General features: G+C 73.3%; 23 protein-coding genes. 12 read left to right on the forward strand and 11 right to left on the reverse strand.

The features are described 5' to 3' along the window. Positions 1–17 precede the first annotated feature (17 nt). The gene (locus ACIRPH_RS19145; RefSeq protein WP_402916132.1) at positions 18–1274 is read right to left on the reverse strand and encodes an aspartate aminotransferase family protein; all 1257 of its coding nucleotides are present in this window, start codon (positions 1272–1274) and stop codon (positions 18–20) included. A gap of 161 nt (positions 1275–1435) precedes the next feature. Between ACIRPH_RS19145 and ACIRPH_RS19150 the strand changes: the two genes are divergently transcribed. Further along, entirely contained in the window at positions 1436–2899 is a 1464-nt protein-coding gene (locus ACIRPH_RS19150; protein ID WP_402916134.1) for an NAD-dependent succinate-semialdehyde dehydrogenase, read from the forward strand. A gap of 145 nt (positions 2900–3044) precedes the next feature. Here the strand turns inward: ACIRPH_RS19150 and ACIRPH_RS19155 are convergent, their stop codons facing one another. The 4 genes from ACIRPH_RS19155 to ACIRPH_RS19170 form a co-directional block, all read right to left on the reverse strand. After that, entirely contained in the window at positions 3045–3743 is a 699-nt protein-coding gene (locus tag ACIRPH_RS19155; RefSeq protein WP_402916136.1) for a GntR family transcriptional regulator, read from the reverse strand. A 60-nt stretch (positions 3744–3803) separates the two neighbouring features. Further along, positions 3804–4556 (reverse strand): maleate cis-trans isomerase, encoded by a 753-nt coding sequence (locus ACIRPH_RS19160; RefSeq protein WP_402916138.1) that lies wholly within the window; start codon positions 4554–4556, stop codon positions 3804–3806. A gap of 34 nt (positions 4557–4590) precedes the next feature. Further along, entirely contained in the window at positions 4591–5391 is an 801-nt protein-coding gene (locus ACIRPH_RS19165; protein WP_330161528.1) for an Asp/Glu racemase, read from the reverse strand. A gap of 89 nt (positions 5392–5480) precedes the next feature. Beyond that, positions 5481–5963, reverse strand: coding sequence for a DUF3830 family protein (locus ACIRPH_RS19170; RefSeq protein WP_330161541.1), 483 nt, complete (start codon positions 5961–5963; stop codon positions 5481–5483). A 320-nt stretch (positions 5964–6283) separates the two neighbouring features. On the opposite strand from ACIRPH_RS19170, the gene ACIRPH_RS19175 reads away from it, so the two are divergent. The 3 genes from ACIRPH_RS19175 to ACIRPH_RS19185 all read left to right on the forward strand — a co-directional run bounded on the left by ACIRPH_RS19175 (position 6284) and on the right by ACIRPH_RS19185 (position 9778). Further along, a complete protein-coding gene (locus ACIRPH_RS19175) occupies positions 6284–7309 on the forward strand; it encodes a D-2-hydroxyacid dehydrogenase (RefSeq protein WP_402916141.1) in 1026 nt (341 codons plus the stop codon). A gap of 30 nt (positions 7310–7339) precedes the next feature. Next, the gene (locus tag ACIRPH_RS19180) at positions 7340–8854 is read left to right on the forward strand and encodes an amidase (RefSeq protein WP_402916143.1); all 1515 of its coding nucleotides are present in this window, start codon (positions 7340–7342) and stop codon (positions 8852–8854) included. Between the two features lie 252 nt (positions 8855–9106). After that, positions 9107–9778 carry a response regulator gene (locus tag ACIRPH_RS19185; protein ID WP_402916145.1) on the forward strand — a complete coding sequence of 224 codons (672 nt, stop codon included), beginning with the start codon at positions 9107–9109 and terminating at the stop codon, positions 9776–9778. A 39-nt stretch (positions 9779–9817) separates the two neighbouring features. On the opposite strand, the gene ACIRPH_RS19190 is transcribed toward ACIRPH_RS19185, so the two are convergent. Beyond that, a complete protein-coding gene (locus tag ACIRPH_RS19190; RefSeq protein ID WP_402916147.1) occupies positions 9818–11560 on the reverse strand; it encodes a GAF domain-containing protein in 1743 nt (580 codons plus the stop codon). Between the two features lie 322 nt (positions 11561–11882). Here ACIRPH_RS19190 and ACIRPH_RS19195 point away from each other — a divergent pair, with 322 nt between their 5' ends. Both ACIRPH_RS19195 and ACIRPH_RS19200 read left to right on the forward strand, forming a co-directional pair. Beyond that, on the forward strand, positions 11883–12713 hold the full coding sequence (locus tag ACIRPH_RS19195) for a hypothetical protein (protein WP_402916149.1): 831 nt from the start codon (positions 11883–11885) through the stop codon (positions 12711–12713). A 353-nt stretch (positions 12714–13066) separates the two neighbouring features. After that, a complete protein-coding gene (locus tag ACIRPH_RS19200) occupies positions 13067–14113 on the forward strand; it encodes a hypothetical protein (protein WP_402916151.1) in 1047 nt (348 codons plus the stop codon). 392 nt (positions 14114–14505) lie between these two features. Here the strand turns inward: ACIRPH_RS19200 and ACIRPH_RS19205 are convergent, their stop codons facing one another. From ACIRPH_RS19205 to ACIRPH_RS19215, 3 genes are all read right to left on the reverse strand, one after another. After that, positions 14506–16047, reverse strand: coding sequence for an LCP family protein (locus ACIRPH_RS19205; RefSeq protein WP_402916153.1), 1542 nt, complete (start codon positions 16045–16047; stop codon positions 14506–14508). Positions 16048–16491: 444 nt separating this feature from the next. After that, positions 16492–17166, reverse strand: coding sequence for a hypothetical protein (locus ACIRPH_RS19210; RefSeq protein WP_402916155.1), 675 nt, complete (start codon positions 17164–17166; stop codon positions 16492–16494). Between the two features lie 312 nt (positions 17167–17478). Continuing rightward, a complete protein-coding gene (locus tag ACIRPH_RS19215) occupies positions 17479–18666 on the reverse strand; it encodes an ROK family transcriptional regulator (RefSeq protein WP_402916157.1) in 1188 nt (395 codons plus the stop codon). A 205-nt stretch (positions 18667–18871) separates the two neighbouring features. On the opposite strand from ACIRPH_RS19215, the gene zwf reads away from it, so the two are divergent. The 3 genes from zwf to eda all read left to right on the forward strand — a co-directional run bounded on the left by zwf (position 18872) and on the right by eda (position 22969). Next, entirely contained in the window at positions 18872–20353 is a 1482-nt protein-coding gene (gene zwf / locus ACIRPH_RS19220) for a glucose-6-phosphate dehydrogenase (RefSeq protein ID WP_402916159.1), read from the forward strand. Further along, positions 20350–22185 (forward strand): phosphogluconate dehydratase, encoded by a 1836-nt coding sequence (edd, locus tag ACIRPH_RS19225; RefSeq protein ID WP_402916161.1) that lies wholly within the window; start codon positions 20350–20352, stop codon positions 22183–22185. The genes zwf and edd overlap by 4 nt, the downstream gene beginning before the upstream one ends. A gap of 151 nt (positions 22186–22336) precedes the next feature. Next, positions 22337–22969, forward strand: coding sequence for a bifunctional 4-hydroxy-2-oxoglutarate aldolase/2-dehydro-3-deoxy-phosphogluconate aldolase (gene eda / locus ACIRPH_RS19230; RefSeq protein WP_402916163.1), 633 nt, complete (start codon positions 22337–22339; stop codon positions 22967–22969). A 42-nt stretch (positions 22970–23011) separates the two neighbouring features. Here eda and ACIRPH_RS19235 read toward each other — a convergent pair whose 3' ends face one another. Further along, entirely contained in the window at positions 23012–23869 is an 858-nt protein-coding gene (locus tag ACIRPH_RS19235; RefSeq protein ID WP_402916165.1) for an ABC transporter permease, read from the reverse strand. Next, positions 23866–24654 (reverse strand): GNAT family N-acetyltransferase, encoded by a 789-nt coding sequence (locus ACIRPH_RS19240; protein WP_402916167.1) that lies wholly within the window; start codon positions 24652–24654, stop codon positions 23866–23868. The genes ACIRPH_RS19235 and ACIRPH_RS19240 overlap by 4 nt, the downstream gene beginning before the upstream one ends. Before the next feature lie 288 nt (positions 24655–24942). On the opposite strand from ACIRPH_RS19240, the gene ACIRPH_RS19245 reads away from it, so the two are divergent. The 3 genes from ACIRPH_RS19245 to ACIRPH_RS19255 all read left to right on the forward strand — a co-directional run bounded on the left by ACIRPH_RS19245 (position 24943) and on the right by ACIRPH_RS19255 (position 26034). Beyond that, on the forward strand, positions 24943–25065 hold the full coding sequence (locus tag ACIRPH_RS19245) for a SapB/AmfS family lantipeptide (protein ID WP_402916169.1): 123 nt from the start codon (positions 24943–24945) through the stop codon (positions 25063–25065). A 189-nt stretch (positions 25066–25254) separates the two neighbouring features. Further along, the gene (locus tag ACIRPH_RS19250) at positions 25255–25377 is read left to right on the forward strand and encodes a SapB/AmfS family lantipeptide (RefSeq protein ID WP_267947232.1); all 123 of its coding nucleotides are present in this window, start codon (positions 25255–25257) and stop codon (positions 25375–25377) included. A 99-nt stretch (positions 25378–25476) separates the two neighbouring features. Next, positions 25477–26034 (forward strand): N-acetyltransferase, encoded by a 558-nt coding sequence (locus ACIRPH_RS19255; RefSeq protein ID WP_402916171.1) that lies wholly within the window; start codon positions 25477–25479, stop codon positions 26032–26034. Positions 26035–26077 lie beyond the last annotated feature (43 nt).

The following is a 26077-nucleotide window of genomic DNA, read 5'->3' on the forward strand; positions in this document are numbered from 1 at the left end:
GGCCCCCTCGCGGCCGGTCAGGAGGAGACGGCCTCCTCGACGGAGGCCGCCCACAGGGAGACGGCCGTGTCGACCTGGTCGCCGTCGACGATCAGCGGCGGGATCATCCGCACGACGTTGCCCGCCGGGCCGCAGGTGAGCAGCAGGAGCCCGTTGCGCGACGCCGCCTGCTGTGCGCGCAGCGCCGTCGCGGCGTCGGGGGAGCCGTCCGGGGCGGTGAACTCGTTGGCGAGCATCAGCCCCCGGCCGCGCACGTCGCCGATCACCTCGTTGGCCCCGGCCACCTTCTCCAGGCCCTGGCGCAGCCTCTCGCCCATGCGGGCGGAGTTCTCCACCAGGCCCTCCTCCCGGATCACGTCCAGGGTGGCGAGGGCTGCCGCGCAGGACACCGCGTTGCCCCCGTAGGTGCCGCCCTGGGAGCCGGGCCACGCCTTCTCCATGATCTGGGCGGGCGCCGCGATGGCCGACAGCGGGAACCCGCTGGCCAGCCCCTTGGCGGTGATGACGATGTCGGGGCGGATGCCCGAGGGCTCGTGCCCCCAGAACGTTCCGGTCCGGCCGAACCCGGTCTGCACCTCGTCGGCGACCAGCAGGAACCCGTGCCGGTCGGCGCGCTCGCGCAGCCCCTGGAGGAACGCGTCCGGCACCGGCACGTAGCCGCCCTCGCCGAGCACGGGCTCGATGAACACCGCCGCCGTGTCCTGCGGGGAGGTCACCGTCGCGAACAGGTAGTCCAGCTCGCGCAGGGCGTGGGCGACCGCGTCGGACTCGGACAGGCCCAGCCGGTAGGCGTACGGGAAGGGGGACACGACCACACCGGGCACCAGCGGACCGATGCCCGCGCGGATCTTGACCCCGGACGTGGTCAGGGAGGCGGCCCCCATGGTGCGGCCGTGGAACGAGCCCTGGAAGACGACGGCGTTCTGCCGGCCGGTCGCCTGGCGGGCCAGTCGGAGCGCGGCCTCCACGGCCTCGCTGCCGGAGTTCACGTAGAACAGGCGGTCGACCCCCTCGGGCAGGACCTCGCCGAGGCGCTCGGTGAGTCGCAGCAGGGGGCGGTGCATCACGGTGGTGTACTGGCCGTGGATGAGGGTCGCCACCTGCTCCTGCGCGGCGGCGACGACCCGGGGGTGGCAGTGCCCGGTGCTGGTCACACCGATGCCCGCGGTGAAGTCGAGATAGCGGCGGTCGTCCTCGTCGTAGATGTAGACACCCTCTCCTCGCGCCGCGACTACGGGTGTCGCCTGCTTGAGGACCGGGGAGAGCTCCGCCATGCGTGGCCTCGATTCCGTGGTTCGGGTTCCGTAGGATTGTTGACAATCGACACTGCTATGGAAACATCCGTGCAGTGGCGGTGTCCAGTGGGCGCACGTCGGGCAGTTCTGACCACAGGCCGACCGAAACGGGTGGGCCCGTCGACCGGGGAGTAGTGAACATGTCGGACCAGGAAGCACGGGTCGTCGCGCAGGTGGACAAGAGGCTCTTCGTCGGAGGGGAGTGGCGCGACGCGGACTCCGGGGCCTCCTTCGAGGTGGAGGACCCCTCGACCCGCGAGGTGCTCTGCGAGGTCGCGGACGCCGGGAAGGAGGACGCCCTCGCCGCGCTCGACGCGGCGCACCGGGCCCAGCCCTCCTGGGCGCGGACGGCGCCCAGGGAGCGCAGCGAGATCCTGTACCGGGCGCACGGGCTCCTCATGGAGCGCCAGGAGGACCTCGCCGTCCTGATGACCCTGGAGATGGGCAAGCCGCTGGCCGAGGCCAAGGGGGAGATCGCCTACGCGGCGGAGTTCTTCCGCTGGTTCGCGGAGGAGGCCGTCCGCATCGAGGGCGGGTTCTCCACGTCGCCGGACGGCAAGTCGCGCTTCCTCATCATGCGGCAGCCCGTCGGGCCCTGCATGCTCATCACCCCGTGGAACTTCCCCATGGCGATGGGCACCCGCAAGATCGGGCCCGCCATCGCGGCCGGGTGCACGATGGTCCTCAAGCCCGCCCACCAGACCCCGCTGTCCGCCCTCGCCCTCGCGGGCGTCCTGGCCGAGGCCGGGCTGCCGGAGGGGGTGCTCAGCGTCCTCCCCACCACGGACCCCGGCGCGGTCACCGAGCCCCTGCTGGGCGACGGCCGCGTCCGCAAGCTCTCCTTCACGGGTTCGACCGCCGTGGGCAGGAAGCTCCTGGAGCAGAGCGCCGGACAGGTCCTGCGCACGTCCATGGAGCTGGGCGGCAACGCGCCCTTCCTCGTCTTCGACGACGCCGACCTGGACGCCGCCGTCGAGGGGGCGATGCTCGCCAAGATGCGCAACATCGGCGAGGCCTGCACGGCCGCCAACCGCATCTACGCGCAGTCGGGGATCGCCGAGGAGTTCTCGGAGCGCCTCAGCGCCCGCATGGGCGCGCTGCGCCTGGGGCGGGGGCTGGACGAGGGCGTCGACGTGGGCCCGCTCATCGACGACAAGGCGCGGGACAAGGTGCAGCGGCTGGTGGACGACGCGGTCGGACGCGGCGCGAACGTGCTGGTCGGCGGGGGGCCCGGTGACGGCCCCGGCCACTTCTACCGGCCGACCGTGCTCGCGAACGTCCCCTTCGCCAGCGAGCTGTCCACGACGGAGATCTTCGGACCGGTGGCCCCGGTGCTCACCTTCGAGACCGAGGAGGAGGTGGTCCGGGCCGCCAACGACACCGAGTTCGGCCTGGTCAGCTACCTCTACACCCGGGACCTCAACCGGGCGCTGCGGGTCGGCGAGGCGTTGGAGACCGGCATGGTCGGCCTCAACCAGGGGGTGGTCTCCAACCCGGCGGCGCCGTTCGGCGGGGTGAAGCACTCCGGCCTGGGCCGCGAGGGCGGCCGCGTGGGCATCGACGAGTTCCTGGACACCAAGTACGTGGGCATCGGCGGGATCTGACCGGGCGGGGTCCCGCGCCCCGCGCGCGGGCCCCTGTCGGCGGCGTCGGTCGAGGCTCCCCGCGCCCGGGCTCCCGCCCTCGGCGGTCCGCCGCGCGGGGCGGCGCCGACCCGCGTCCCGGGCACGGGGCCCGGGAGGGGCGGTCCTAGACCCCGGTCCCCGGCGCGGCCTCCGGGGGCGACGGGAAACCGTCGTGGATGCGCTGGACCGTGTCCACCATGTGCGACTCGATCAGCGCGAGCAGCCGGTCCTCGGCGCCGTCGGCGATGGCGTCGAGGATGCGGTGGTGCTCCTCCAGGAGTTCCTCCGGCTCGGGGTAGACGTGCTGCATCACCGTCAGGCACATGCGGGTCTCCACCAGCAGGGTCTGCGACATGCGCTCCAGTCGGCTGTTGCCCGCACAGCTCACGAGGGTCTGGTGGAACGCCTGGTCCGCGTCGCTCATCGCGTTCCGGTCGCCCCCCGCGGCGGCCGCGGCGAGCCGTTCCACGGCCGGGGTGAGGCGGGCGACCGCCTCACCCCGGTTGCCCCGCATGATCAGCTCGCACGCGGTCCGCTCGACCGCCAGCCTCGCCACGTAGACGTCCCGGACGTCGGCCTGGGTGAGCTCCCGCACGAACAGGCCCCTGTGCCGTTCGCTGCGCAGCAGCCCCTCCTGGACGAGGCGCTGCATGGCCTCGCGCAGGGGGCCTCGGCTCACGCCCAGCTGCCCGGCCAGCTCCGCCTCGCCGAGCTGGTCCCCCGGGGCGAGGGAGCCGTACATGATCGCCGACCGGAGCTGGTCGGCGATCAGCTCGGCGGTGGAGCGACGTGGGACGGGGCTGAGTCGGCCAGGGGCGGGCATGGTCCGCCCTCCTCTCGAGAAACGGGACACGGGGGATGTTGTCGGGCGACGAGGTCGAGGCTAACGGGCCGGCAGGGCGCTCCTGACCGCACCGGCGCCCACCCGGAACAGGGTTCCGGGCCCGCTCGGCCGCACCGTGTCCGCCCCGGCGAGCCGGAGCCCCTCCCACACGCTCACCTGGTTGGCGGTGAGCACGGTCTTGCCGAGCAGCGCCTCCATGGGCTCGATGAGGTGGGCGCTGTGCAGGGCGGTGTCAGGCACCAGGACGGCGTCGGCGCGCGCGTGGTCGTTGGAGATGACGAAGTCCACGGCGTCGTCCGGGCCCAGCCGGCCGACCTCCGCGGCGGTCGCGATGCCGTGGCTGGCCAGGGAGAGCACCGTCACCCCGGCCTCCGTGAGGAACTCCACGAACCGCTGGGCGACGTCGTCGGGGTAGGTGGCGGCGATCGCCACCCTGGAGACCCGCAGCTGGCTCAGGGCGTGCACGAACGCGAAGGACGTGCTCGACGACGGTGCCCCGACGGCCCGGCGCACCCCCTCGACCTGCTTCCCCGCGCCCTCCCAGCCGAAGACGAAGCTCCCGCTCGTGCACGCCCACACCGCGGAGTCCACCTCCATCGCGGCCAGTTCGCGGGCGCCCGCGGCGAGCACGTCCTCGCCGCCGACGTCGAGCAGCGCGTCCACGCGGTGCGCGTCCTCCCGCATGAGGGTGTGCACCAGCGGCAGCTCGACGTCCCCTCCGAGCAGGTCCTCGAAGGCCTTGTAGTCGTCCTCGGCGCTGAATCCGGGGTAGAGGACTCCGACGCGTGTCATGGGCTCTCCTTCCTGTGCGGCCGGCCCGGGCCCGTCATGCCGCGCTCGGCGCGGCCACGTCGATCAGGCTCTGTCCCCGGGCCACGGCCTGCCGGTTCGCGGCCTTCATCACCGCCCACATGGTCACCTGGTTGGCGGCGATCACCGGTTTGCCGAGCTCGCGTTCGAGCGGCGCGATGATGTCGTACGTGAGCACGTTGGTGCAGCTGATGAAGACCGCCTGGGCGTCGGGGCGGTCCACCGCGTGCACCGCCTGGGACACCTCCTCGTAGGTGACCTTCCAGATGTGGCTGAGCAGGCCGAGGCCGACGCTGGAGGTCACCCCGACCGAGTGCTCGGCGAGATAGGCCAGGAGCCGGTCGGTCACGCTGTCCACGTACGGCGTGACGACGGCGATCCGGTCGGCCCCGAGGGCGTCGAGGGCCTGGATGAGGGCCCCGGAGGTGGTGACGGCGGCGGGCGCCCCGGCGTCCACCATGGTCCTGTGGAGGCGCCGCTGCCCCTCCGCCCCGTGCACGAAGCTGCCGGAGGCGCAGGCGTAGCCGATGGCCAGCGGCTCGGGGGCGAGCAGGGCCCTGACGGCCGGGTCGACGTGTTCCTCGCGGGACAGGGCCGCGGCCTGGTCGACCGTCACGGGTACGTGGACGTACGGCAGCCGTGTGACGTGCAGAGAGACGTCGTCCGGCGTCCAGCGCCACAGTTCGCGGTCGAGCGCGAAGTCGTAGGGCGCGATGACGCCGACCCCCGACTGCCATGGCGTCCGCGTGGTCGCGGCCAGTTCGACGACGCCGTGCTCCGCGCCGGTGCCGCTCGTGTGGTTCCCCTCGGTACGCATCGGTCACTCACCTCCCGGGATGTGTTGTCGTGTCTTCTCGGATGCGCGTGTCGCGCTTGAGCCGGGGGCCGTGCGGCCCCGCGGGGCGCTCAGCGCTCCAGTCGTTCGTACAGGAGCCGTTCGCCGACGCTTCCGGAGCGCCAGACGTCGTTGCAGGCCTCGGCCATGGCGGGCAGGTTCTCGACGACGGTGGCGAACACGTTGCCGGGCACCCAGCCGACGTCGCCGTTGAGCAGGAGGTTGTTGCGGCCGTAGAACAGGGCGAGGTCGATGACGCCCGGCAGGTCGCCGATCCCCTTGTCCTCCTTGAACGCGCGGTCGAGCATGCCGCCGTCGAAGGAGAAGTAGACGATGTCGCCGGGGATCGGGGTGACGGTGGGGTTCTCCTGGCCGGGCTCGACCTCGGCGAACCTCGGCACCATCGTGTAGACCTCGTTGCGCGCGTACTTGGCGTGCTGGACGGCGTCTCCCTGGGGGAGGGCGTTCCACACGGCCTCGCACGTGCGCGGCGCGTCCTTGTCGAGGAGCTCTGCCACGCAGGAGACCCCGCGGGCGGGCAGGGTGACGGTCATGTACCTGGGCAATGGATGAGTCCCTTCGGCGGCTGTCCGGGCGTCGGCCGGGGACCGGCCGGACCACTGTGGACAACAGGACTGTTGATTGTCGACAATCTTACGATCAACAAGCCCGGTGCGGCAATAGACCCGACTGGTGCGAGTGGGGCACGCCTGGTGGGATGTGATGCGAGAGGTGTCGGTATCCGAGGGGAACGACCGCTTTGTGGATTGTTGACAATCCTATGTCGGCTCCCTAGCGTTTCCCGTGCAGGGCGATCCTCCCCACCGCAGAAGACCTCTCTGAACCCTTGCCGCCGACCGGAGAGCGCACGCCCGTGAACAGTTCCGTCCCTTCCGCGCCCCACCGACCGAGGCTCCTCGTGCTGCACGGGGGCGCCCTGCCGCCCGGCCACGCACGGGTGGACGGCGACCCGCGCCTGGACGGGGTCGACTACGCCACCGCCGAGGAGCTCCCGGCCAAGCTGCCCGGAGCGCGGGCGCTGCTCGTGTGGGACCTGTTCACGGAGGCGCTCGCCTCCGCCTGGTCCGGCGCCGACTCCCTGGAGTGGGTCCACGCCGCGACCGCCGGCGTGGACAACCTGATGTTCCCCGGCCTGGTCGACAGCGGCGTCGTGGTCACGAACTCGCGCGGGATCTTCGACGAGCACATCGCCGAGTACGTGCTCGGCCAGGTGATCGCCTTCGCCAAGGACTTCCACCGCAGCTGGGACCTCCAGCGCGAACACCGCTGGGAGCACCGCGAGACCGAGCGCGTGGCGGGCAGCCGCGCCCTCGTGGTCGGCACCGGCCCGATCGGCCGCCACATCGCCCGCAAGCTCTCGGCGGTCGGCATGGAGGTGCGCGCCTCCGGCAGCCGCGCCCGCGAGGGCGATCCCGACTTCGGCGCCGTCGTCGAGTCCAGCCTGGCCGAGAGCGGCGCGGACGGCGGCCCCACGCTGTCGCGCGAGCTGCCCCGGGCCGACTACGTGGTGATCGCGGCGCCGCTCACCGACGCCACCCGGGACCTGGTCGACCGGCGCTTCCTGGAGCTGATGAAGCCCTCGGCCCGACTGCTCAACGTGGCGCGCGGCCCCATCGTGGTCGAGTCCGACCTCGCCGCCGCCCTCGACGCCGGGGTCATCGCGGGGGCCGCGCTGGACGTGTTCCGGCGCGAACCGCTCAAGGCGGTCTCCCCGCTCTGGGGGCTGCCCGGCTCGGTCGTCTCACCGCACATGTCCGGTGACGTCGTCGGCTGGCGCGACGACCTCATGGACCTGTTCCTCGACAACCTCGACCGCTACCTCGACGGGCGGGAGCTGCTCAACGTCGTCGACAAGGGCCGTGGCTACGTGCCCGGCTGACCCGCATGTGGTGTGACTTGGGAGGCTGAAATGACGATCCGTTCCGACCGGGCCGCGACCGACGACGCGGGAGCGGAGCCCGGGGTCCCGGGGGGAGGGGCCTCGCACGCCCCCGGGCCGGCCGCCGCGCGCGGCGGTTCCCCGACCCCGGCCGACCTGTCCGCCGAACAGCTCCTCGCCGCCTACGCCGCCGGAGAGCTCTCCCCGGTCGAGGCCGTCGACGCCGTCCTGGAGCGCATCGAGCGGGACAACCCGGCCCTCAACGCGTTCTGCCTCGTCAGGCCGGAGGAGGCGCGCGAGGCCGCCGCCGCGTCCGCGGAGCGGTGGCGCCGCGGACGACCGGACGGAGCGCTGGACGGCGTGCCCACGTCGGTCAAGGACATCCACCTCACACGGGGGTGGCCCACGCTCAAGGGGTCGGTCACCAGCCCCCAGGACGGGCCGTGGGAGGAGGACTCCCCGGTGGTCGCGCGCCTGCGTGAGAACGGGGCCGTGTTCGTCGGCAAGACGACCACCCCCGAACTCGCCTGGAAGGGCGTCACCGACAGCCCCCTCACCGGCGTCACCCGCAACCCGTGGGACCTGTCCACCACGCCGGGCGGCTCCAGCGGCGGTTCCGCCGCCGCCGTCGCGGCGGGGATGGGGCCGCTGGCCACCGGCACGGACGGGGGCGGATCGATCCGCATCCCGGCGAGCTTCAGCGGGATCTGCGGCATCAAGCCCACCTGGGGGCTGGTCCCCCACTACCCCGCCAGCCCGTTCGGGTCGCTCGCCCACACGGGCCCGATGGCCCGCACGGTGGGGGACACGGCGCTGATGCTGGAGGTCGTGTCCGGCTTCGACGCGCGCGACTGGATGGCGATGCCGACCCCGGCGCCGGGCCTGGGCGACGTGCGCCGCAGCACCGACCCCGGGGAGCTGGTGCGGGGCATGAGGATCGCGTACAGCCCCACCCTGGGCGGACTGGACGTGGACCCCGAGGTGGCGCGGGCGGTCGCCGACGCCGTCGCGGTGTTCGAGTCGCTGGGCGCCCGGGTGGAGGAGGCCGACCCCGGCCTCCCCGGGTCCCAGGACGAGTTCCACGTGCTCTGGTACTCGGGGGCCGCCAAGGCCACGGAGAAGCTCACCGAACGGCAGCGCGACCTCCTCGACCCGGGGCTGCGCGGCATCATCGAGGAGGGCCTGACCTACTCGGCGCAGGACTACCTCACCGCGATGGCGCTGCGCATGGAGATGGGCGCGCGGATGGGGCGCTTCCACACCTCCCACGACCTCCTGCTCACGCCGGCCACGCCGACCACGGCGTTCGAGGCGGGCCTGGAGTCGCCGCCGCACCTGGCGGGGGAGCGGTGGACGTCCTGGGCGGGGTTCAGCTACCCGTTCAACATGACGCAGCAGCCCGCCGCGAGCGTGCCGTGCGGGTTCACGGGGGCGGGGCTGCCCGTGGGGCTCCAGGTGGTCGGACCCCGCCACTCCGACGCCCGCGTGCTGGCCGCCTGCCGCGCGTTCGAGCTCGCCCGGCCCTGGGCCGGCCGGAGGCCGTGAGCGCGCGCCCGGACACGGTCCCGGGAGCGGGCCGCGGGGACGCGGCGGCGAACATGTCGACGAATCTCCGCGGCCGTAGGCGCACCGTTCTTGATCAGGTGCTTTGCTCCACGAGCGGGATGAAATATCCCTTTCCGGGACCTTTGCCCGGGGAGTTCAGTGCCTAAGGGCCCGCGCGCGGTCCCCCCCAGGTATTACCGTCTTCCTCGGAGCGGTGTCCGACGAAGGTGGCGCAGGGATGGGGATGGGTCGATGACGGGCGGTGGATCCGAGGGTGCTCGGAAGCGGATCAGGGTGTTCCTGGTGGACGACCACGAGGTGGTCCGCCGCGGCGTCGCCGCCCTGCTGGAGACCGAGGAGGACATGAGCGTCGTCGGCGAGGCCGGGACCGCCGAGCAGGCGCTGGCCCGCATCCCGGTCGTCGTCCCCGACGTCGCGGTCCTCGACGTGCGGCTCCCCGGCGGCTCGGGCGTGCAGGTCTGCCGCGAGATCCGGTCGGACCACCCGGAGATCGCCTGTCTGATGCTGACCTCGTTCGCGGACGAGGACGCCCTGTACGACGCGGTCATGGCCGGGGCGGCGGGATACGTCCTCAAGCAGATCCACGGCGCGGACCTGGTCGGCGCCGTGCGCACCGTCGCCTCGGGCGGCTCGCTGCTGGACTCCGGCAGCACCGGCGCGATGCTCGAACGGCTGCGCGGGGCCCAGGCGGAGCCGGACCCCCTGGCCGAGCTCACCCCGCAGGAACGGCAGATCCTCGATCTCATCGGCGAGGGCATGACCAACCGGCAGATCGGCGAGCGCCTGTACCTCGCGGAGAAGACCGTCAAGAACTACGTGTCCGCCCTGCTCTCCAAACTGGACCTGAAGCGCCGCACCCAGGCCGCCGTCCTCGTCGCCGAGCTGAGGGGCCGCCGCTACTAGGACGGCCTCCCGGCGGCCCGGACCGCGCCGCTGGACGGGTCAGTACTCCTCCGGGGGCAGCGCGCCGCCGGGGACCGGCACCCTCCACACCAGCACGGTCCCGCCGGTCTCGCCGCGCTCGGCCGTGAACCCCCCGCCCAGGGCCCGGGCCCTCTGGTCCAGGTTGCGCAGCCCGCTACGACGCCCCTCCGGGGGCAGACCGACGCCGTTGTCGGTCACCGTCAGGGTGAGCGAGGCGGGCCCGCCGGCGGACGGGTGCTCCTCGACCGCCACCGAGACGTGGACCTCCGTGGCGCCCGCGTGCCTCGCCACGTTGGTCAGCCCCTCGCCGAGCACCGCCAGCAGGTGCTCCCCCACCTCGTCCGGCACGGACGCGTCGATCGGCCCGTCCAGGCTCACCCCCGGGTGGCATCCCAGGCTGTGGGCGGTGTTCTCCGCCAGTCTCAGGATGCGTCCGCGCAACGAGGTGTCGCGGCGGCTCGGCGGGTTCTGCAGCGCGAAGATCGTCGAACGGATCTCCCGGATGGTGCCGTCGAGCTCGTCGACGGTGCGCCGCACCCGCTCCTCCACCTCGGGGGAGGCGATCAGGCGCATCGTGCTCATCAGCGTCATCGCCGACGCGAACAGGCGCTGGATCACCACGTCGTGCAGGTCCTTGGCGATCCGGTCGCGCTCCTCCAGCACCACCAGGCGCTCGGTGTCCCTCCGCGCCTCGGCGAGTTCGAGGGCGACCCCGGCCTGGACCGAGAACGAGTGCAGCATGCGGCGTATGGTCGCGGTGAACGGGGCCCGGTCGACCAGCTTGCCCAGCAGCAGCACCCCGCGCGTGTGGCCGGGGGTCCCCAGCGGCACCAGCAGGCCCGGGCCGTAGCCGCGGTGGGCGAGCATCGGGCAGTTCGCCCGGCGCAGGTCCGGGACGGCCCTCGCCTCCCCCGTCTCGTAGACCGTTCCGCACGCGGAGTCGTGGATCTCGACGGGCGTCCCCAGGATCTCCTGCGCGATGGGGCCGTCCGCGATCTCCGCGAAGAGGTGGCCGCGGGCGCGCGGGTCGGGCAGCATCACCACGGCCGTGTCCGCCCCGCCGATCTCCCGGGCCTGGGCGGCCAGGTGGGCGAGGACCTCCTCGGTGTCGGCCCCCGAGAGCAGGCGCGTCGTGATCTCCGTGGAGGCCTCCAGCCACCGCTCGCGCAGCCGCGCCTCCTCGTAGAGGCGCGCGTTCTCGATGGCGACCCCGGCCGCCGTGGCCAGGGCGGAGACCATCGCCTCGTCCTCCTCGTCGAACTCCCCGCCGTTGGCCTTCTCGGTGAGGTAGAGGTTGCCGAACACCTCGTCCCGCACCTGGATGGGCACGCCGAGGAAGCTCGCCATCTGCGGGTGCCCCTCGGGGAAGCCGCCGAACTCGGGGTGGTCCCGCAGGTCCGCCAGGCGCAGCGGGGCGCGCTGGTGCAGAGGGGCGGCCAGGACCCCGCGGCCGTGCGGGAACCGGTTGATCCGCTCGGCCTGCTCCTTGCCGATGCCGACCGGGATGAACTCGCTGAACCCGCCCTCCTCGTCGACCACGCCGAGGCCGGCGTACCGGGCCCCGGCGAGCTGCGCCGCGGCCTCGGTGAGCCTGCGCAGGACGGTGGCCAGGTCCAGGTCGCCGCCGATGGCGAGGACCGCCTGGAGCAGCGAGCGCACCCGCCCCTGGGCGGACAGGCGGGAGTCCAGGGAGTGCACCTCGGTCAGCAGGTCGTCCAGGCCCCGGGCGGACAGGGGGTGGCTCTGGGGGCTCTCGGTCATGTGTTCGTCAACCTCCGCAGAGCCGGTCGGACGGTCTCTGTTGGCAATGCGCGCTTTTCCTCGGGCGTTATGTGTGAATTGTCGTTGGTTTTTCCCCGGTTTGCCACATCTGGCTGATCAGAAGCCTGTTCGGGAGGGTGGGAATTCCTGTGGATTCGGGGCTCCGGTCGTGTAATTCATGCTAACGTCGCGGTCAGTCGACGCACGAAGGTCTTGCCGACCTCGCGTCCGACGGCCCGGACCGTGCCGCCCCCGGCGCTGCTCCCGGCACCGGCCCGCCCTCGCGCGTCGGCCCCCGAGTCCCACGGTGGAAGGAACCCCGGTGACTGGAATCCACGGCTCCACGAGCGCCTCAGGCGCCCGTGCCGCCGTGCTTCCCGCGCCGGTCCGGCGAGCGCTGCTGCTCGCCGCCCTCCTCTGCGGCATCACGGTCGCCACCTGGGCCGCGGCGTCCGACGCGGCGCGGGCGGACGGGCACTCCCTGGCCACCACCCTGGTCTACCAGGCCGGGACCACCACCGAGGCGCATACCGGGGAGTACGTCCCGATCGCGCCGACCGGGCTCCGCGCGCCGTTGGCCGGAACCGTCGCCGCGCTCGGAGAGGGCACCGCACAGGTGGTGTCCGACGCCTCCGCGTCGGTCGTTCCCGGTGCGCGGGACGGGGGAGCCGACGTCGTCGGTCAGGTCAGCGACGCCGTCGACGAGGTCACGGACCCCGCGGAACGGCGCCTCCCGGAGGAGGAGGTCGTGCCGGCGCCCCCGGCGGACGGGCAGCGTCCCGGCGCCGGACCCGACGGCGGATCCCGCGACGGGACGGCCGAAGCGGTCGAGGACGACGCCGTGCCGTCGGTGTACGAGGCCCACACGCCGTCCCCGCCCGCGTACCCGGACCCCGGGACGGGACAGGACGCCGACCGCGCCGACGGGGCGGCCACCGCCCCCGTCGGGCACGACGCCCCGTCGGCCTCCGCCACGGCCGCCGCCCCCTCCGCCCCCGGCGGGGCGGGCACGCCCGGCGGCGCACTCGTCGCGGGCTACCTGACCGCGCACGGGGCCCCGGCCCCGTCCCCCGGCCTGTTCCAGGCCGCCCGGCACGTCCTGCGCTCGGCGCCCGCCGAGTCCGCCGACGAGCCGACCTTCTCGCCCGACTAGCGGGGCGACCCCACGTCCGGCACGCCCGGCGACCTTCCCTTCGGCACGCCTTCCCAGCCCCCGGGCCGCTCCCGCGCCATCACGGTGAGCGACCGCCCCGGAACTCTCTGGGGGTTGACGTGAGCCACGCTCCCCGACAGCGGGGTTCACGTCAGCCGTCGGCCAGCCAGACCCACGACTGACGACCGGCAGAGCGCCGCGCGCCCTCCAGGCGCGCCGGGCTCCCCGGCCGGAGAGCCCGAACCGCACGGCGTCCTCTCCCCCCGCCGGGGGAGCGGAGCCACGGACGGCGGGGCACGACACCCGCCCCGCCGTCCCCCCTGACAACCGCGCACCACCTCGGAAGGACTCACATGTTCACCACCGCCCGCACCACCGCCAAGACCCTGCTGGTGGCCGCCGGCGCCGCCGGCTTCGTCGCCCTCGGGGCCGGGATCGCCGGGGCGGACACCCTCGGCGGCGTCACGGACGGGCTCCAGCTCGGCGACCTGGGCAGCCGGGTGCCCGCACAGCTGACCGAGGGCGTCTCGACCCCCCTCGGCGACCTGGTCAAGGTCCAGCCCGGGAAGATCTCCGCCCAGCCCGACGTCCAGCAGCAGTCCGCCCCCCGGGACGTGGTCGGACACGTCGTCGGAGACAACGTGTCGGCGCCCCTGGAGGGGGACGAGAAGAACTCCGCGAACGTCGGCCCGCTCGACCTGGGCGCCGCGACCGGTTCCCTGCCGCTGAGCCAGGGCTCGGACCCGGTGTCCGACCTGGTCGGAGGGCTCGGCGTCCTGGAGGGGCTGGGCCTGGGCGGCGGCACCCTGCCGATGGGCCACGGGGCCTCGACCCTGCCCGTCCGGGGGCCCGCGGAGACGGTCGGCGCCGCCGTCTCCGAGGTCGGTGCGACCGCGGAGCAGGGCGTCCACGAGGTCGGGAACGGTCTGAACGGCCTCGACGCCCCCCTGCCGGGCCGGGGGGCGACCCTGCCCATGGCCGCCGCGGACTCCCCGACCGGACCCTTCAGCGGTGAGAACACCGACCTGACCGGCGGCAAGGCAGACCTGATTGCCGACCTGGTCCTGTCCGACGACGTGGTGCTGCCCCTGGCCGGAACGGAGGCGACCGGCGGCGCGGCCGAGACCCTGCCCGTCGACCTGGCCGGCACCGCCGACCTGGCGGCCTCCACCCTGCCGCAGACCGCGCTGTCCGCGGGGGACGTGGGCCTGCCCGAGCTGCCCGCCCCCGGTGAGGTGCTGCCCCTCGCCGCCCCCGAGACGACCGACGCCGTGACCGGCCTGGTCCGCGAGGACGCGCTGGGCAACGACCTGGTCGGGGTGCGGGGCCTGCCCCGGCTGGGGCAGCCGACCCTCGACACCGGCCAGGTGACCGGCCTGCTGCCCTCCGGCGCCGCCTGACCCCACCGGAACGTGCGTCCGCCGGTCGTGGCGGGCGCACAGGGCCTCGGGCGGTGCGCGGGACCGTCCCGCCGACCGAGGCGCCGACGGGACTGTGGGGGTTCCTCGGCGCGTACCGGCGGGACAGGGCGTGTCCCCGCCGCACGAGGTGCCGACCGTGGCCCCGGACGCTCGTCGTCCGGGGCCACGCCCCGTCCGGGGGCGGGCACGGCATGCCCTGCCCAGGGGGAGAGGGACCGTGCCCGGGGCGCGGCGCCGCCCCGTGACGGGGCCGCCCCCGCAAGCGGAACGGCCCCCGCCGCCGGTGCGGACCGTGCGTCCGACCGGCCCGGGGGCCGCTTGCCGCCGTCCGTCCGGCCCGTCCTCGCGCGGAGGCGGACCCGGACGGGCTCCTACTCCTCTTCCTCGCCGGTGCCGAAGCCCAGGCCGTCGGCGCACGGGTTGGACGTGGCGTCACGCCCCCCGCCGGGCCGGGCCGACTCGGCGGCGTCCGGGTCGTCGCTCGCCGAGGCCGCGTCCACGGGGGTGGGGGAGGCGCCCGGCGGTTCCTGCGGCGCGGGCGCGTCGTCGGCCGCGAGCAGGGCGGGCAGGGGCCGGTCCTCCCGCACCGCGGCGAACAGCTCCGCGGACTCCTGCTCGTGCCACATGACCCGGTTGGGGTCGAAGGGCGCCTGGTACCAGGGCACGGTGTGGAACTCGATGTCGGACAGGTCCGCGTCGGCCATGGTGACGGCGATCGAGAGCATCCGGTCGAGTGTGAGCTCCTGGTCCGTGGCGCTGTGCTGCGCCACCGCCTGGAGGATGCCGTTGAGCTTGGTCGGGCTGGTCATGACGTCGCTGCTGGTCACCTGGTCGGCCAGGGCGGCGAGGAACATCTGCTGCCGGTCGATGCGGCCGATGTCGCCGCCGTCGCCGATCTCGTAGCGGGCGCGGACGAAGGACAGGGCCTGGTCGCCGTCGAGCGTCTGCTGCCCCGCGTCGAGGTCCAGCCGGGACCGGCGGTCGCTCATCGGCTCGGGGATGCAGATGTCGACGCCGCCGATGGCGTCGACGACGTCCCGGAAGCTCATGAAGCTCAGGTGCACGAAGTGGTCGATGCGGATGTCGGTCAGCGACTCGATGGTGCGGACCACGCACGGCGGGCCGCCGTGGTACATGGCCGCGTTGACCATCCCGAAGTAGCCGTACGTGCCCTCGGTGTTGCCGTAGGGGTCGCACTGGGGGAGTTCGACCAGTGAGTCCCGGGGGAAGCTGATCACGGAGACCCGGTTCTCGGGGGAGATGTGGGCCAGCATGATCGAGTCCGAGCGCTCGCCCTCGAACTCCTGGCTGTACGCGGTGGAGCCCTCCTCGTAGCCGTCGGAACCCATGAAGAGGATGTTGACGGCGTCGCTGATCTTGTCGGGCCGGTCCTCCTCCTTGAGCGCCGTGTCCAGGTCGTGCCGGACCATGCCCGAGCGCAGGAAGTGGTAGTAGCCGTAGGCCGTGGCGACCCCGGCCACCAGGAGGACGGCGAGGACGGCCGCGGTCCACACGGCGATCCGGCGTCCCCGGCGGCGCTTGCGCGGGCCGGGGGGAGGGGCGGACGCGGCCTCCTCGCCGGCGCCTCCGCCGTCCGGGGCCGCGGGGGCCCCGGCTCCGCCGGACCCCTCCGACGCTTCCGGGGCCCCCGTGCCCGCCTCGGCGGCGGGGGCCCCGGAAGCGCCCTCGTCGCCGGGGCGCTCGCCGTCCTCCGGTCCGCCCGGGGACGGGTCCGCGGACGCCGGCGCGTTCACCCCGTCGTCGCCGGCCTCCTCGGTCCCGTCCGCTCCGGGCCGCCCGGCCGCGGAGGGCTCCGCTCCGGGGCCGGGGTCCGATCCGGGTGTCTTCTCGGGTGTCTCTTCTGGGGTCTTGTCCGCGCCGGGACCGGCGGAGGAGTTCTCGTCAGCGGGCATCGTTGCAATCTCGGTGAGTTCGGACAGCGGGACGTGCCAACGGTCGGACAGGGGACCGAAAGGCCACGAGTCCGTGTCTGGGGGAGGGCGGAGGTCGCGCGGGGCACTGGGGCGGGTGGTCGAGCGGCCCGGGGCAGCCCGGGCACCCGGGTGCGGCCCACGGGGCATCGGCCGGACCGCGGGAGGGACGCGGCCGACGACACGGAAACCCGCGTGTGGCAGAGATCCTAGGTGAAGTTCTCTTCGTTTGCGCGCTCGGGTTGTCCGTGCGCGGGGCTACTGACCACAATTGCGCAGCACAATTCCTTCGTCGGGTGATGGCCTGCTGGCGCCTTGCGCCCGACTTTCTCATCTGTGCCCGCAAGAATCACTTCTGACCCGCCGTGTGCACGGAGGATCAGAGCCTCACCGTGGGATCACACGCAACGATCCGGCTTCTTCCGGTCAGTCGTCCCAGAACGTGCTTTCCTTCCCGGACTCCTCCGCGGTGTCGGTGGTGCGGCCCCCCTTGGCGGCGGGCTTCGCGGCGGGCTTGGCCGCGGGCTTGGAGGGGGTCGCCCTGGGGGTCTTCCGCGCCGCCGGCTTGGCGCCCGTGTGCCGGGGCCGCGCGGTCACGGCGCTCTTGGCGATGGGCTCGGCCGGGCGCGGCGTCTCACCGGAGTGGATGCTCAGCGCCTCCTCCTCGACGGTCAGCATCCTGCGCACGGGGTCGGGGACCTCCGGCAGCCGCTCGGAGCGCAGGTGCGCGCCCAGCACCTCCAGGGCGTGGTCGCACAGCAGCTGTCTGGCCCGTTCGGCCTTGACCCCGCTGAGCTCCTCGATCTCGGGGAGGTTGCGCTCGCGGAGCAGGCGGATGACGTCGCGCAGCCGCTCGCGGGTCTTGCGGTCGGTCATCGACATGACCGTCAGCTCGGCCTCGGCGACGAAGCCCTCCTGGCGGCCGTCGGAGTCGCGCTCGGCGATGAACGCGCTGGTCAGGCTCCGGGCGGAGGAGCGGGAGGAGGCGCGGATGTCGTTGCGCCTGATGTGGCGGGCCTGGAGGCCGGTCACGACGACACTGGTGGCCAGGCTGATTCCGGCTCCCAGCAGGATCAACGCGAGCGGGTTCTCGAGAAGCACGGGAAGGACCTTTCCGGGCGGGGGTCCGCACGGGGCGCGGTCACGGGGCGGTGACTGGGGATGTGCGGGGGCGGGGACCGGTGCTGGGCGACTATTCGCCACATCGGGGGTGATTGTCAAGTGCGAACGCGGGCCGGACGCCCGCCGTCGAGAGCGTCGTCGCAGGTCACATCGGGTATCGCGGGGCAGGGCGGGGTCGGGTGCGATGGGGGTGGACGGTGCGGGACCGGCGGGTCCCTCCCCAGGAATACCCGGTCGCGAGGGGGGCGACGCCCCCCGTCCACAGCCTGTGGACGGGGGTGGGCGTCGGCGTCACCCGGCCAGGAGCTTGTTCACCGACTCCGGAGACAGGATCTCCTCGGTGACCATCGCCGCACAGCCGCGCACGCCGGCGTCGTCCCACAGGGAGCTGGCCACGACCCGCAACTGCCTGGTGGCCAGGGCCGTGCACTGCTGGAACACCACCTCGCGCACGCCCGCGACCAGGTGGTCGTAGGCCTCCGACAGGTCCCCGCCCAGCACGATCACCTCGGGGTTGAGCAGGTTCACGGCGCCGGCGAGCGCCTCGCCGAGCCGCCGCCCGGCCTCCCTGACGAGGGTCACGGCCACGGGGTCGCCGCCGACGGCCAGGGCCACCAGTTCCTTGAGCGTGCCCGCCCGCCGCCCCCGCTCCGCCGCGAGCTCCAGGAGCCGCCGACCGCCGGCGACCGCCTCCAGGCAGTCGGTGTTGCCGCAGCGGCAGGGCAGGCCCCCGCCGTCGCGCACGGGGACGTGGCCGATCTCCCCGGCGGCGCCCAGGGAACCGCGCAGCAGGCGCCCTCCGGACAGCAGTCCGGCGCCGATCCCGGTGGAGACCTTCACGAAGACCATGTCGTCGGGGTGGCCGTGCCCGCCGGCGATGTGCTCGCCCAGTGCCATCACGTTGACGTCGTTGTCGACCGTCACCGGGACCGGGAAGCGCTCCGCGACCAGCGGGGCCAGCGCCACCCCCGCCCACTTGCCCAGGAAGGGCCGGTCATCGGCGCGCCCCGCGTGGAACTCGACCGTGCCGGGCAGGCCGATGCCCACGCCCCGCACGTCGGCGGGCCCGCGGCCGAGGGAGGCGATCTGCTCGGACCACACGTCGAGCAGCCAGGGGAGGGTCGCGTCGGGCCCCTTCTCCATGTCGGGGGAGCCGGGCGTCCGGACGAGGACGTCCCCGTTGAGGTCGCACACGGCCGCCTGGCTGCGGGCCATGCCCAGGGCGCTGGTGAGGATGAGCCCGCTGTCGGCGTTGAACTCCAGGAGGGTGGGGGGCCGGCCGCCGCTGGAGACGGCTCCGGTCCCCTCCGTGACGAGGCCGCTCCCGATCAGCTCGGTGACGCGCAGGGCCACGGAGGGACGGGACAGGCCCGTGACCCGGGCGATCTCGGACCGGCTGGTCGCGGCGCCGGAGCGGATCAGCTCCAGGATGTGGCCGCTGGTGGCAGCAGAGGAAAGGCGTCCGGGGGTTCTGGCCATATCTCATTCAACCATGGGGTTAAGCCTCGAAGACTGGGAGGTTATGTAAAGAAGTGTTCTCAAGTGTGCTTGGTTTTTTACCATAGTCGGGCGTAAGGTCGAAAGTGGCGAACGTCCCCGGGCCCCAGGGGCCGTTCCTCCTCCCGCACCGCCCCCCGTCGCAGCACCCCTCTCCCTTCTCCCTCCCCGCAGGAGCAGCCCGAAGATGTCGCAGCAGTCCGCGCCCCGCCCCACCGACCTGGTGGTCTTCGGGGGCACAGGCGACCTGTCCATGCGTAAACTCCTCCCCTCCCTCTACCTGCTGGACCGCGACGGCCACCTGGACGGGGGAACGCGCGTCATCGCCGTCTCGCGCGACGGCCTCACCGACGCCGACCTGCGGGACAAGACCTCCTCGGCGGTCCGCGGCCACCCCGCCGTCCAGGTGGTCGAGCCGGACGTGCTCCGCCGCTTCCTCGACCGCCTCTCCCACGTCACCGTGGACGTCGGCGGGGACCCCTCCGGATGGGCCGACCTCGCCTCGGCCCTCACCCCGGACCGCGACCGGGTCTTCTACCTCGCCGTCCCGCCCATGATCTCCGGCGACATCTGCCGCGGTCTGGACGGCGCCGGTCTGGTCACCCCCGGGTCCCGGGTGGTCATGGAGAAACCCCTGGGGCGCGACCTCGCCTCCTCCCGGGCCGTCAACGACGCCGTGGGCGCCGTCTTCGACGAGCAGCGGATCTACCGGATCGACCACTACCTGGGCAAGGAGACCGTGCAGAACCTGCTCGTGCTGCGGTTCGCCAACGTCTTCCTCGAACCCCTGTGGAACTCCCGCTGGATCGACCACGTGCAGATCACCGCCACCGAGACCGTCGGGGTCGGCGGGAGGCGCGGCTACTACGACACCTCCGGCGCCATGCGCGACATGGTGCAGAACCACCTCCTGCAACTGCTCTGCCTCACCGCCATGGAGCCCCCGGCCAGCTACGACCGCGAGGCCGTCCGCGACGAGAAGCTCAAGGTGCTCCAGTCGCTGCGGCCCGTCACCGGCGACCGGGTCGCCGAGGACACCGCCCGCGGGCAGTACGGGCGCGGAACCGTCCAGGGGGCCGAGGTCCACGGCTACCTCGACGAGGCGGGCGGGCCCGCGGTCAGCGACACCGAGACCTTCGTGGCCCTGCGCGCCGAGATCGCGAACTGGCGCTGGGCCGGCGTGCCCTTCTACCTGCGCACCGGCAAGCGCGTGGGCCACGCCCGATCGGAGATCGTGATCCGCTTCCGGGAGGTGCCGCACACCATCTTCCCCGGCACCGACGCGGTCCCCGGCGCGGGCAGCCTCGTCATCCGCCTCCAGCCGGACGAGGGCATACACCTCACCATGCTGGCCAAGACGCCCGGCGCGGGGGCGCTGAGGCTCCGGCCCGTGCCGCTGGAGCTCAGCTTCGCCGACACCTTCTCCACCCGCTCGCCCGAGGCCTACGAGCGGCTGCTGATGGACGTGCTGACGGGGGACTCCACCCTCTTCATGCGCCGTGACGAGGTCGAGGCCGCGTGGCGCTGGGTGGATCCCATCATCGAGGCCTGGAACAGCACGGACACCACCCCCGAGACCTATCCGGCCGGGAGCGCGGGCCCCGAGGGCGCGCACCGGCTCATCGGCCGCACCGGCCGCACGTGGCACGAAGAGGAGCAACCCCGATGACCGCGCACACCCATGAGACGACCGGGTACGGACCCGGAGTCCACCCCGTCGTCGCCGACGTCACCCGGCGCCTGGCCGAGCGCAGCGCCGGGACCCGGTCCGCGTACCTGGCCAGGATCGACGAGGCGACGGGCCGGGGACCGGCCCGCACCACCCTGGGCTGCGCCAACCTCGCCCACGGGTTCGCCGCCTGCGGCGTCTCCGACAAGCTCGCCCTGGCCGGGGACGTCAAGCCCAACCTGGCCATCGTCTCGTCCTACAACGACATGCTCTCCGCGCACCAGCCGCTGGAGTCCTACCCGGCCCTCATCAAGGCCGCCGTCGCCGAGGCGGGCGGCGTCGCCCAGTTCGCGGGCGGGGTGCCCGCCATGTGCGACGGCATCACCCAGGGCCGTGCGGGCATGGAGCTCTCCCTGTTCAGCCGGGACGTCATCGCGATGGCCACCGCCGTCGCCCTGTCCCACGACATGTTCGACGGCGCCCTCATGCTCGGGGTGTGCGACAAGATCGTGCCGGGCCTGCTGATCGGCGCGCTCTCCTTCGGCCACCTCCCGGTGGCGTTCGTGCCCGCGGGCCCCATGCCCTCCGGCCTGCCCAACAAGGACAAGGCGCGGGTGCGGCAGAAGTTCGCCGAGGGCAAGGCGGACCGCCGCGAACTCCTCCAGGCCGAGTCCGCCGCCTACCACTCGCCCGGCACCTGCACCTTCTACGGAACCGCGAACTCCAACCAGATGCTCATGGAGGTCATGGGCCTGCACCTGGCCGGGGCGAGCTTCGAGCAGCCGGGCTCCCCCGTGCGCGAGGCCCTCACCGCCGAGGTCGGACGCCGCGTGCTCGGGCAGACCGCCCTCGGTGACGCCCACAACCCGGTCGGCGTGCAGGTCGACGAGAGGGCCCTGGTCAACGCGGTGGTCGCCCTGCTCGCCACCGGCGGCTCCAGCAACCACACCCTGCACCTGGTGGCCATCGCCCGCGCCGCCGGGATCGAGCTGACCTGGGACGACTTCGCGGACCTGTCCGAGGTGGTGCCGCTGCTCACCCGCATGTACCCCAACGGCGCCGCCGACGTCAACCAGTTCCACGAGGCGGGCGGCATGGCCTACCTGATCGGCACCCTCCTGGACGCCGGCCTGCTCCACGAGGACGTGCGGACCGTGATGGGCGGGGGTCTGGGCCGCTACCGGCAGACCCCCCGCCTCGAAGGGGACGCGCTGACCTGGGGCGACGGGCCCAAGGAGAGCGGCGACACCACCGTGCTGCGCGGGGTGGAGGACCCCTTCGCGCCGGACGGCGGCCTGCGCATGCTCTCGGGCAACCTGGGCCGTGCCGTCATCAAGACCTCCGCGGTCGCACCGGAGCGCCGCGTCGTCGAGGCCCCCGCCCGGGTCTTCGCCGACCAGGCCGAACTCCAGGACGCCTTCGCCGCGGGAGAGCTCACCGGCGACTTCGTCGCCGTGGTGCGCTTCCAGGGGCCGCGGGCCAACGGCATGCCCGAGCTGCACAAGCTCACCCCGCCGCTGGCGGTGCTCCAGGACCGGGGCCAGAAGGTCGCCCTGGTGACCGACGGGCGCATGTCCGGAGCCTCCGGCAAGGTGCCCGCGGCCATCCACGTCTCCCCCGAGGCGGTCGCGGGCGGTGCCCTCGCGTACGTGCGCGACGGCGACCCGATCAGGCTGGACGCCACCGCGGGCACACTGGAGGTGCTGGCCGACCTCTCCGGACGCGAGCCCGCGCGGCCCAGCGCCGACTCCTCGACCGGTACCGGCCGGGAGCTGTTCGCCGCCCTGCGCGGCGTGGTCGGACCGGCGGAGGCCGGCGCCGGGGTCTTCTGACCCCCCGATCCACCCGGCGGACGGCGGGCGCGGAGGGGCCGGCCCACCGGTCCGCGACGTGCCCGCCCCGCCCCGGGCCGCCCGCGCCGGAGCGGGCGGCCGCCGGTGCGCCCGCACCGGACCACGCACCACCACACAGACGGAGACGCACATGACGACGAGCCCCCGTTCGGGCGCGGACATCCTCGACCTCGCCCCGGTGATGCCGGTGGTGGTCATCTCGGACGCGGAGACCGCCGTGCCGCTGGCCCGCGCCCTGGTCGCCGGGGGCCTGCCCGGCATCGAGGTGACGCTGCGGACCCCGGCCGCCCTGGAGGCCATCGAGCGCATCGCGGCCGAGGTGCCCGAAGCCGTCGTGGGAGCGGGCACCGTGGTCGCCCCCGGACAGGCGCGGGCGGCGGCCGAGGCGGGCGCGCGGTTCCTGGTCAGCCCCGGGTGCACGGCCGACCTCGCCTCGGCCATGGCCGACACCGGCCTGCCCTTCCTCCCGGGGGTGGGCACCGTGTCCGAGGCGATGGCGCTCCTGGAGCGCGGCCTCTCGGCGCTGAAGTTCTTCCCCGCCGAGGCCGCGGGCGGCGCGGCGTTCCTGAAGTCGCTGGCGGGCCCCCTGCCCCAGGTGCGCTTCTGCCCGACCGGGGGGATCACCGCGGCGTCGGCCCCCTCCTACCTGGCCCTGGCCAACGTGGGCTGTGTGGGAGGCAGCTGGCTGACCCCCGCCGAGCTGGTGTCGGCGGGCGACTGGGGCCGCGTCACCCGCCTGGCCGAGGAGGCCGCGGCCCTTTGACCCCCGCCCGCCCCGGCCCCGCGCCGGGGCGGAGGGGACCGCTCACTCCGACCGGTTGAAGCGGACCACGGTGAGCCACACCAGGAGCACGCCGGCCGCGGCGACGAGCCCGACCTCGGCCGCCCAGGGGATCTGCCAGCCGAACCACGTGATCCCGGGGTTGAACAGCGCCTCGGTGGCGGGCGAGGTGTCGAGGTGGGCGAAGACCGCCTGGCGCATGGGGTCGACGACGTAGGTGATCGGGTTGACCAGGGTGATCGCGGCCAGCCAGGAGGGCAGGTTCCCGATGGGGAACATGGCGCCCGACAGCAGGACCAGGGGCGAGATGACGAGCTGGGCCATGCCCATGAACGCCTCGCTGCCCTTGACCGAGACGGCGATGAAGACGCCCATCGCGGAGGCCGTCAGCCCGACCATGAAGGTGAGCCCGAACAGGGTGAGCATCAGCCCCGGGGCGTAGGGGACCCCCGCCAGCCCCGCGACCGCGAGGATCAGGCAGGCCTGGAGGGTGGCGAGGACCGCGCCGGACAGGACCTTGCCCAGGATGAGCGCGGAGCGCTTGGCCGGCGCGACGAGCATGCCGCGCAGGAAGCCGACCTCGCGGTCGGTGACGATGGTCGCGGCCGAGGACACCGCCGTGCCGATGACCGTCATGACGATCACGCCCGGGAACATGACGGCGGTCAGCGGCAGGTCGTCCTCGCCGCGGGGGATGAGGGACCCGAAGCCCACACCGATCACGAACAGCCACATCACCGATTGCAGGAGCATCGCCACGCCCCGGCTGACGTCGTGGACGAAGCGGAAGAGGTCGCGCTTGAGCACCACCCTGATCGTGCGCAGGTCGTGACCGAGCCCGAAGGGGGAGGTGGGGGCGGGCTGGCGCCGCGTGGCCGTCATCGGGTGTCCTTCTCGTCAGGGGGGCTGCTCGGGAGGCGGGGGGGCACCCTCTCCCCGTCCGTCCACGGGAGCGGGCGGTGCTCGGGGAGCCCTCCGGCAGGGTGCCCCGCCGCCCCCACCCTGGCGAATCCGGGGGCGTTCCCGTCGGCGCCGGGTCCGGCCGCCGTCCTCACATCCGTCACTTCCGTCCACACCGGCGCGGACCCCCTCTCCACGGAGCCGGCGTCCTCCCGCCGCGGGCGGTCGCCCGCCATCCTCGTGAGGAGCTTGGCCCCCGTCCCCGCCCAGGACTCCCGGGAGACGGAATAGTAGTGAAGGTCCCACAGCTGTCCCCGAAAATACACGTGCCCGGGGAGGGTGGCCTCCCTGGGCGTCGCGAACAGGGCGGACCCGAAATGCATCAGGCTCGCGTCCGTCGTCAGTGCGTATACTTTTCTGAGATCCTCCCAGCGGGCGAAGGCATAGTTGACCAGTAGCATCATGGATTCCGCTCCGACGCCCACCGGAATTCCGTGGGGATCCATGAAGATGCCGATTTTCGCGTGCCCCGCCGGGCTGTGCTCCCGGATCGAGGCGAATCCCCGGACCTCGCCGTCCTTTTTCGTCTCGATCTGCAGGACGGTGACTTCCGAATCGTCCACGGCCCTGAACGAAGACTCGAAGTTGTCCCGGGAGGGCAGGGTCTCTATGCCGAGCTTCAGGAGGAGCTGGTAGAGATCGAGGACGTTCTCCTCGTCGATGGGACGAAAGCGGACACGAGGGGTTTCGAGGTGGGGGGTTGTCATCGCCGACCGTTGCGTCCTTTCCGCCTGCCGCGGGCTCGGGGCCCGTGGGGGCGACATCCTGGCACGGAAGAACCCGATGCGCACGGGGGCGGTGCGGGCCGTTCTCCCGGGGCGCCTCCCGCCCGCGTCGGAGGGGTGCGTACTCGGTCTTAAAAGGTACCGGGTTCCGTCGTGTATTCCTGTCCCGCCGGCGGGACGTGCGCGGGGAATGCCCTCCTTGCCGCCGTCGGCATTGCCGTCCTAGGTTCTGGTTCGGCACTATCGGACCATCGGAGAAAGGTGGACGCCATGTCATTGTCCGACGTCTTCTCACTTCAGGGCATGGACATCGGCCTGGAGGGCGAAGCCCTCCTCAACAGCGGGCTCAGCTACATCGGCTGCAGCGGCGACGTCATTGTCCAGCCGAGTTGACCGGCTGACCGGTATTTGACGGGGATTCGACCGGTCGTCCCATCTCTTGGCCCCGGTGCGGAGACGGCTCGTGCACGGCCGGACTTCGCACCGGACGCCGGGCGGAGACATCTCTTGTGGGCGGCCGTGGTTTCTCCTATCTTCCCTCCCGTAGGTATCCCCCCGTGTTTTTCTTTCTCAGGAGGAAAAATGGCCCTTTCCGACGTCCTCGATCTCCAGGCCTTCGAGGTGGCCGTCGACGAGAGCGCGATGCTGAACAGCGGCCTCAGCCTCGTCGGCTGCAGCGGCGACGTGATCACCCAGCCCCAGTAGCCCTTCCTCCGGGAACGCTGTGAGGGCCCTCTTCGCAGCGTTCCCCTCCCACGCCCGGCCGGTCCGCGACGGACCGGTACGGGAGAGAGGCCGCACGCGATGATCTTTCCCCACCTCGACACGGTCGGCGTGAGGCTTGCCGCCACCGGCACCAGACGGGGCGGGGCGGTGCGCGACGAACTCGCCGGCCACGGGTTGGACGGCCTTCCCGGCCGCGACGTCTTCGCCGCACTCTGGCCCGGCAGGTTCGACCAGGTGGGAGCCCAGTTCCTCCTGCACGCCCCGGGGACCGGGCGGGTCGCGGGCTACGCTTCCGTGCACGGCTTCAACTCCCAGGCCCGCCACGGCTGCGGCTCCCTCGTCGCGGACGAGCGGGAACTGGGGCCGGACGGGGCCGCCGACGCCTACGCGCTCACCGTCAACTACGCGTTCTCGATGTGGAACCTGCGCAAGCTCTACCTGTGGACCCTGGACGAGGACCTCGCCGCCCTGCGGCGGACCGGGGCCGAGGTCCGGCTGGAGGGATCACTGCCCGAGTACGTCCTCGACGGCGAGGAACTGCGCACGGCCCACGTCTTCGCCGTCTACCGGGAGGCGTGGGAGCGGACCGGGGCGGAGTTCGTGCGGGTCCGGGCGGGCGAGGGGCTCCCCGCCTGACCGCGCGGCCCGGCCCGGGCCCGGAGGCGTCGGAGGGAGAACG

This window comes from Nocardiopsis sp. NPDC101807 (assembly GCF_044766605.1).
GTDB lineage: Bacteria > Actinomycetota > Actinomycetes > Streptosporangiales > Streptosporangiaceae > Nocardiopsis > Nocardiopsis tropica.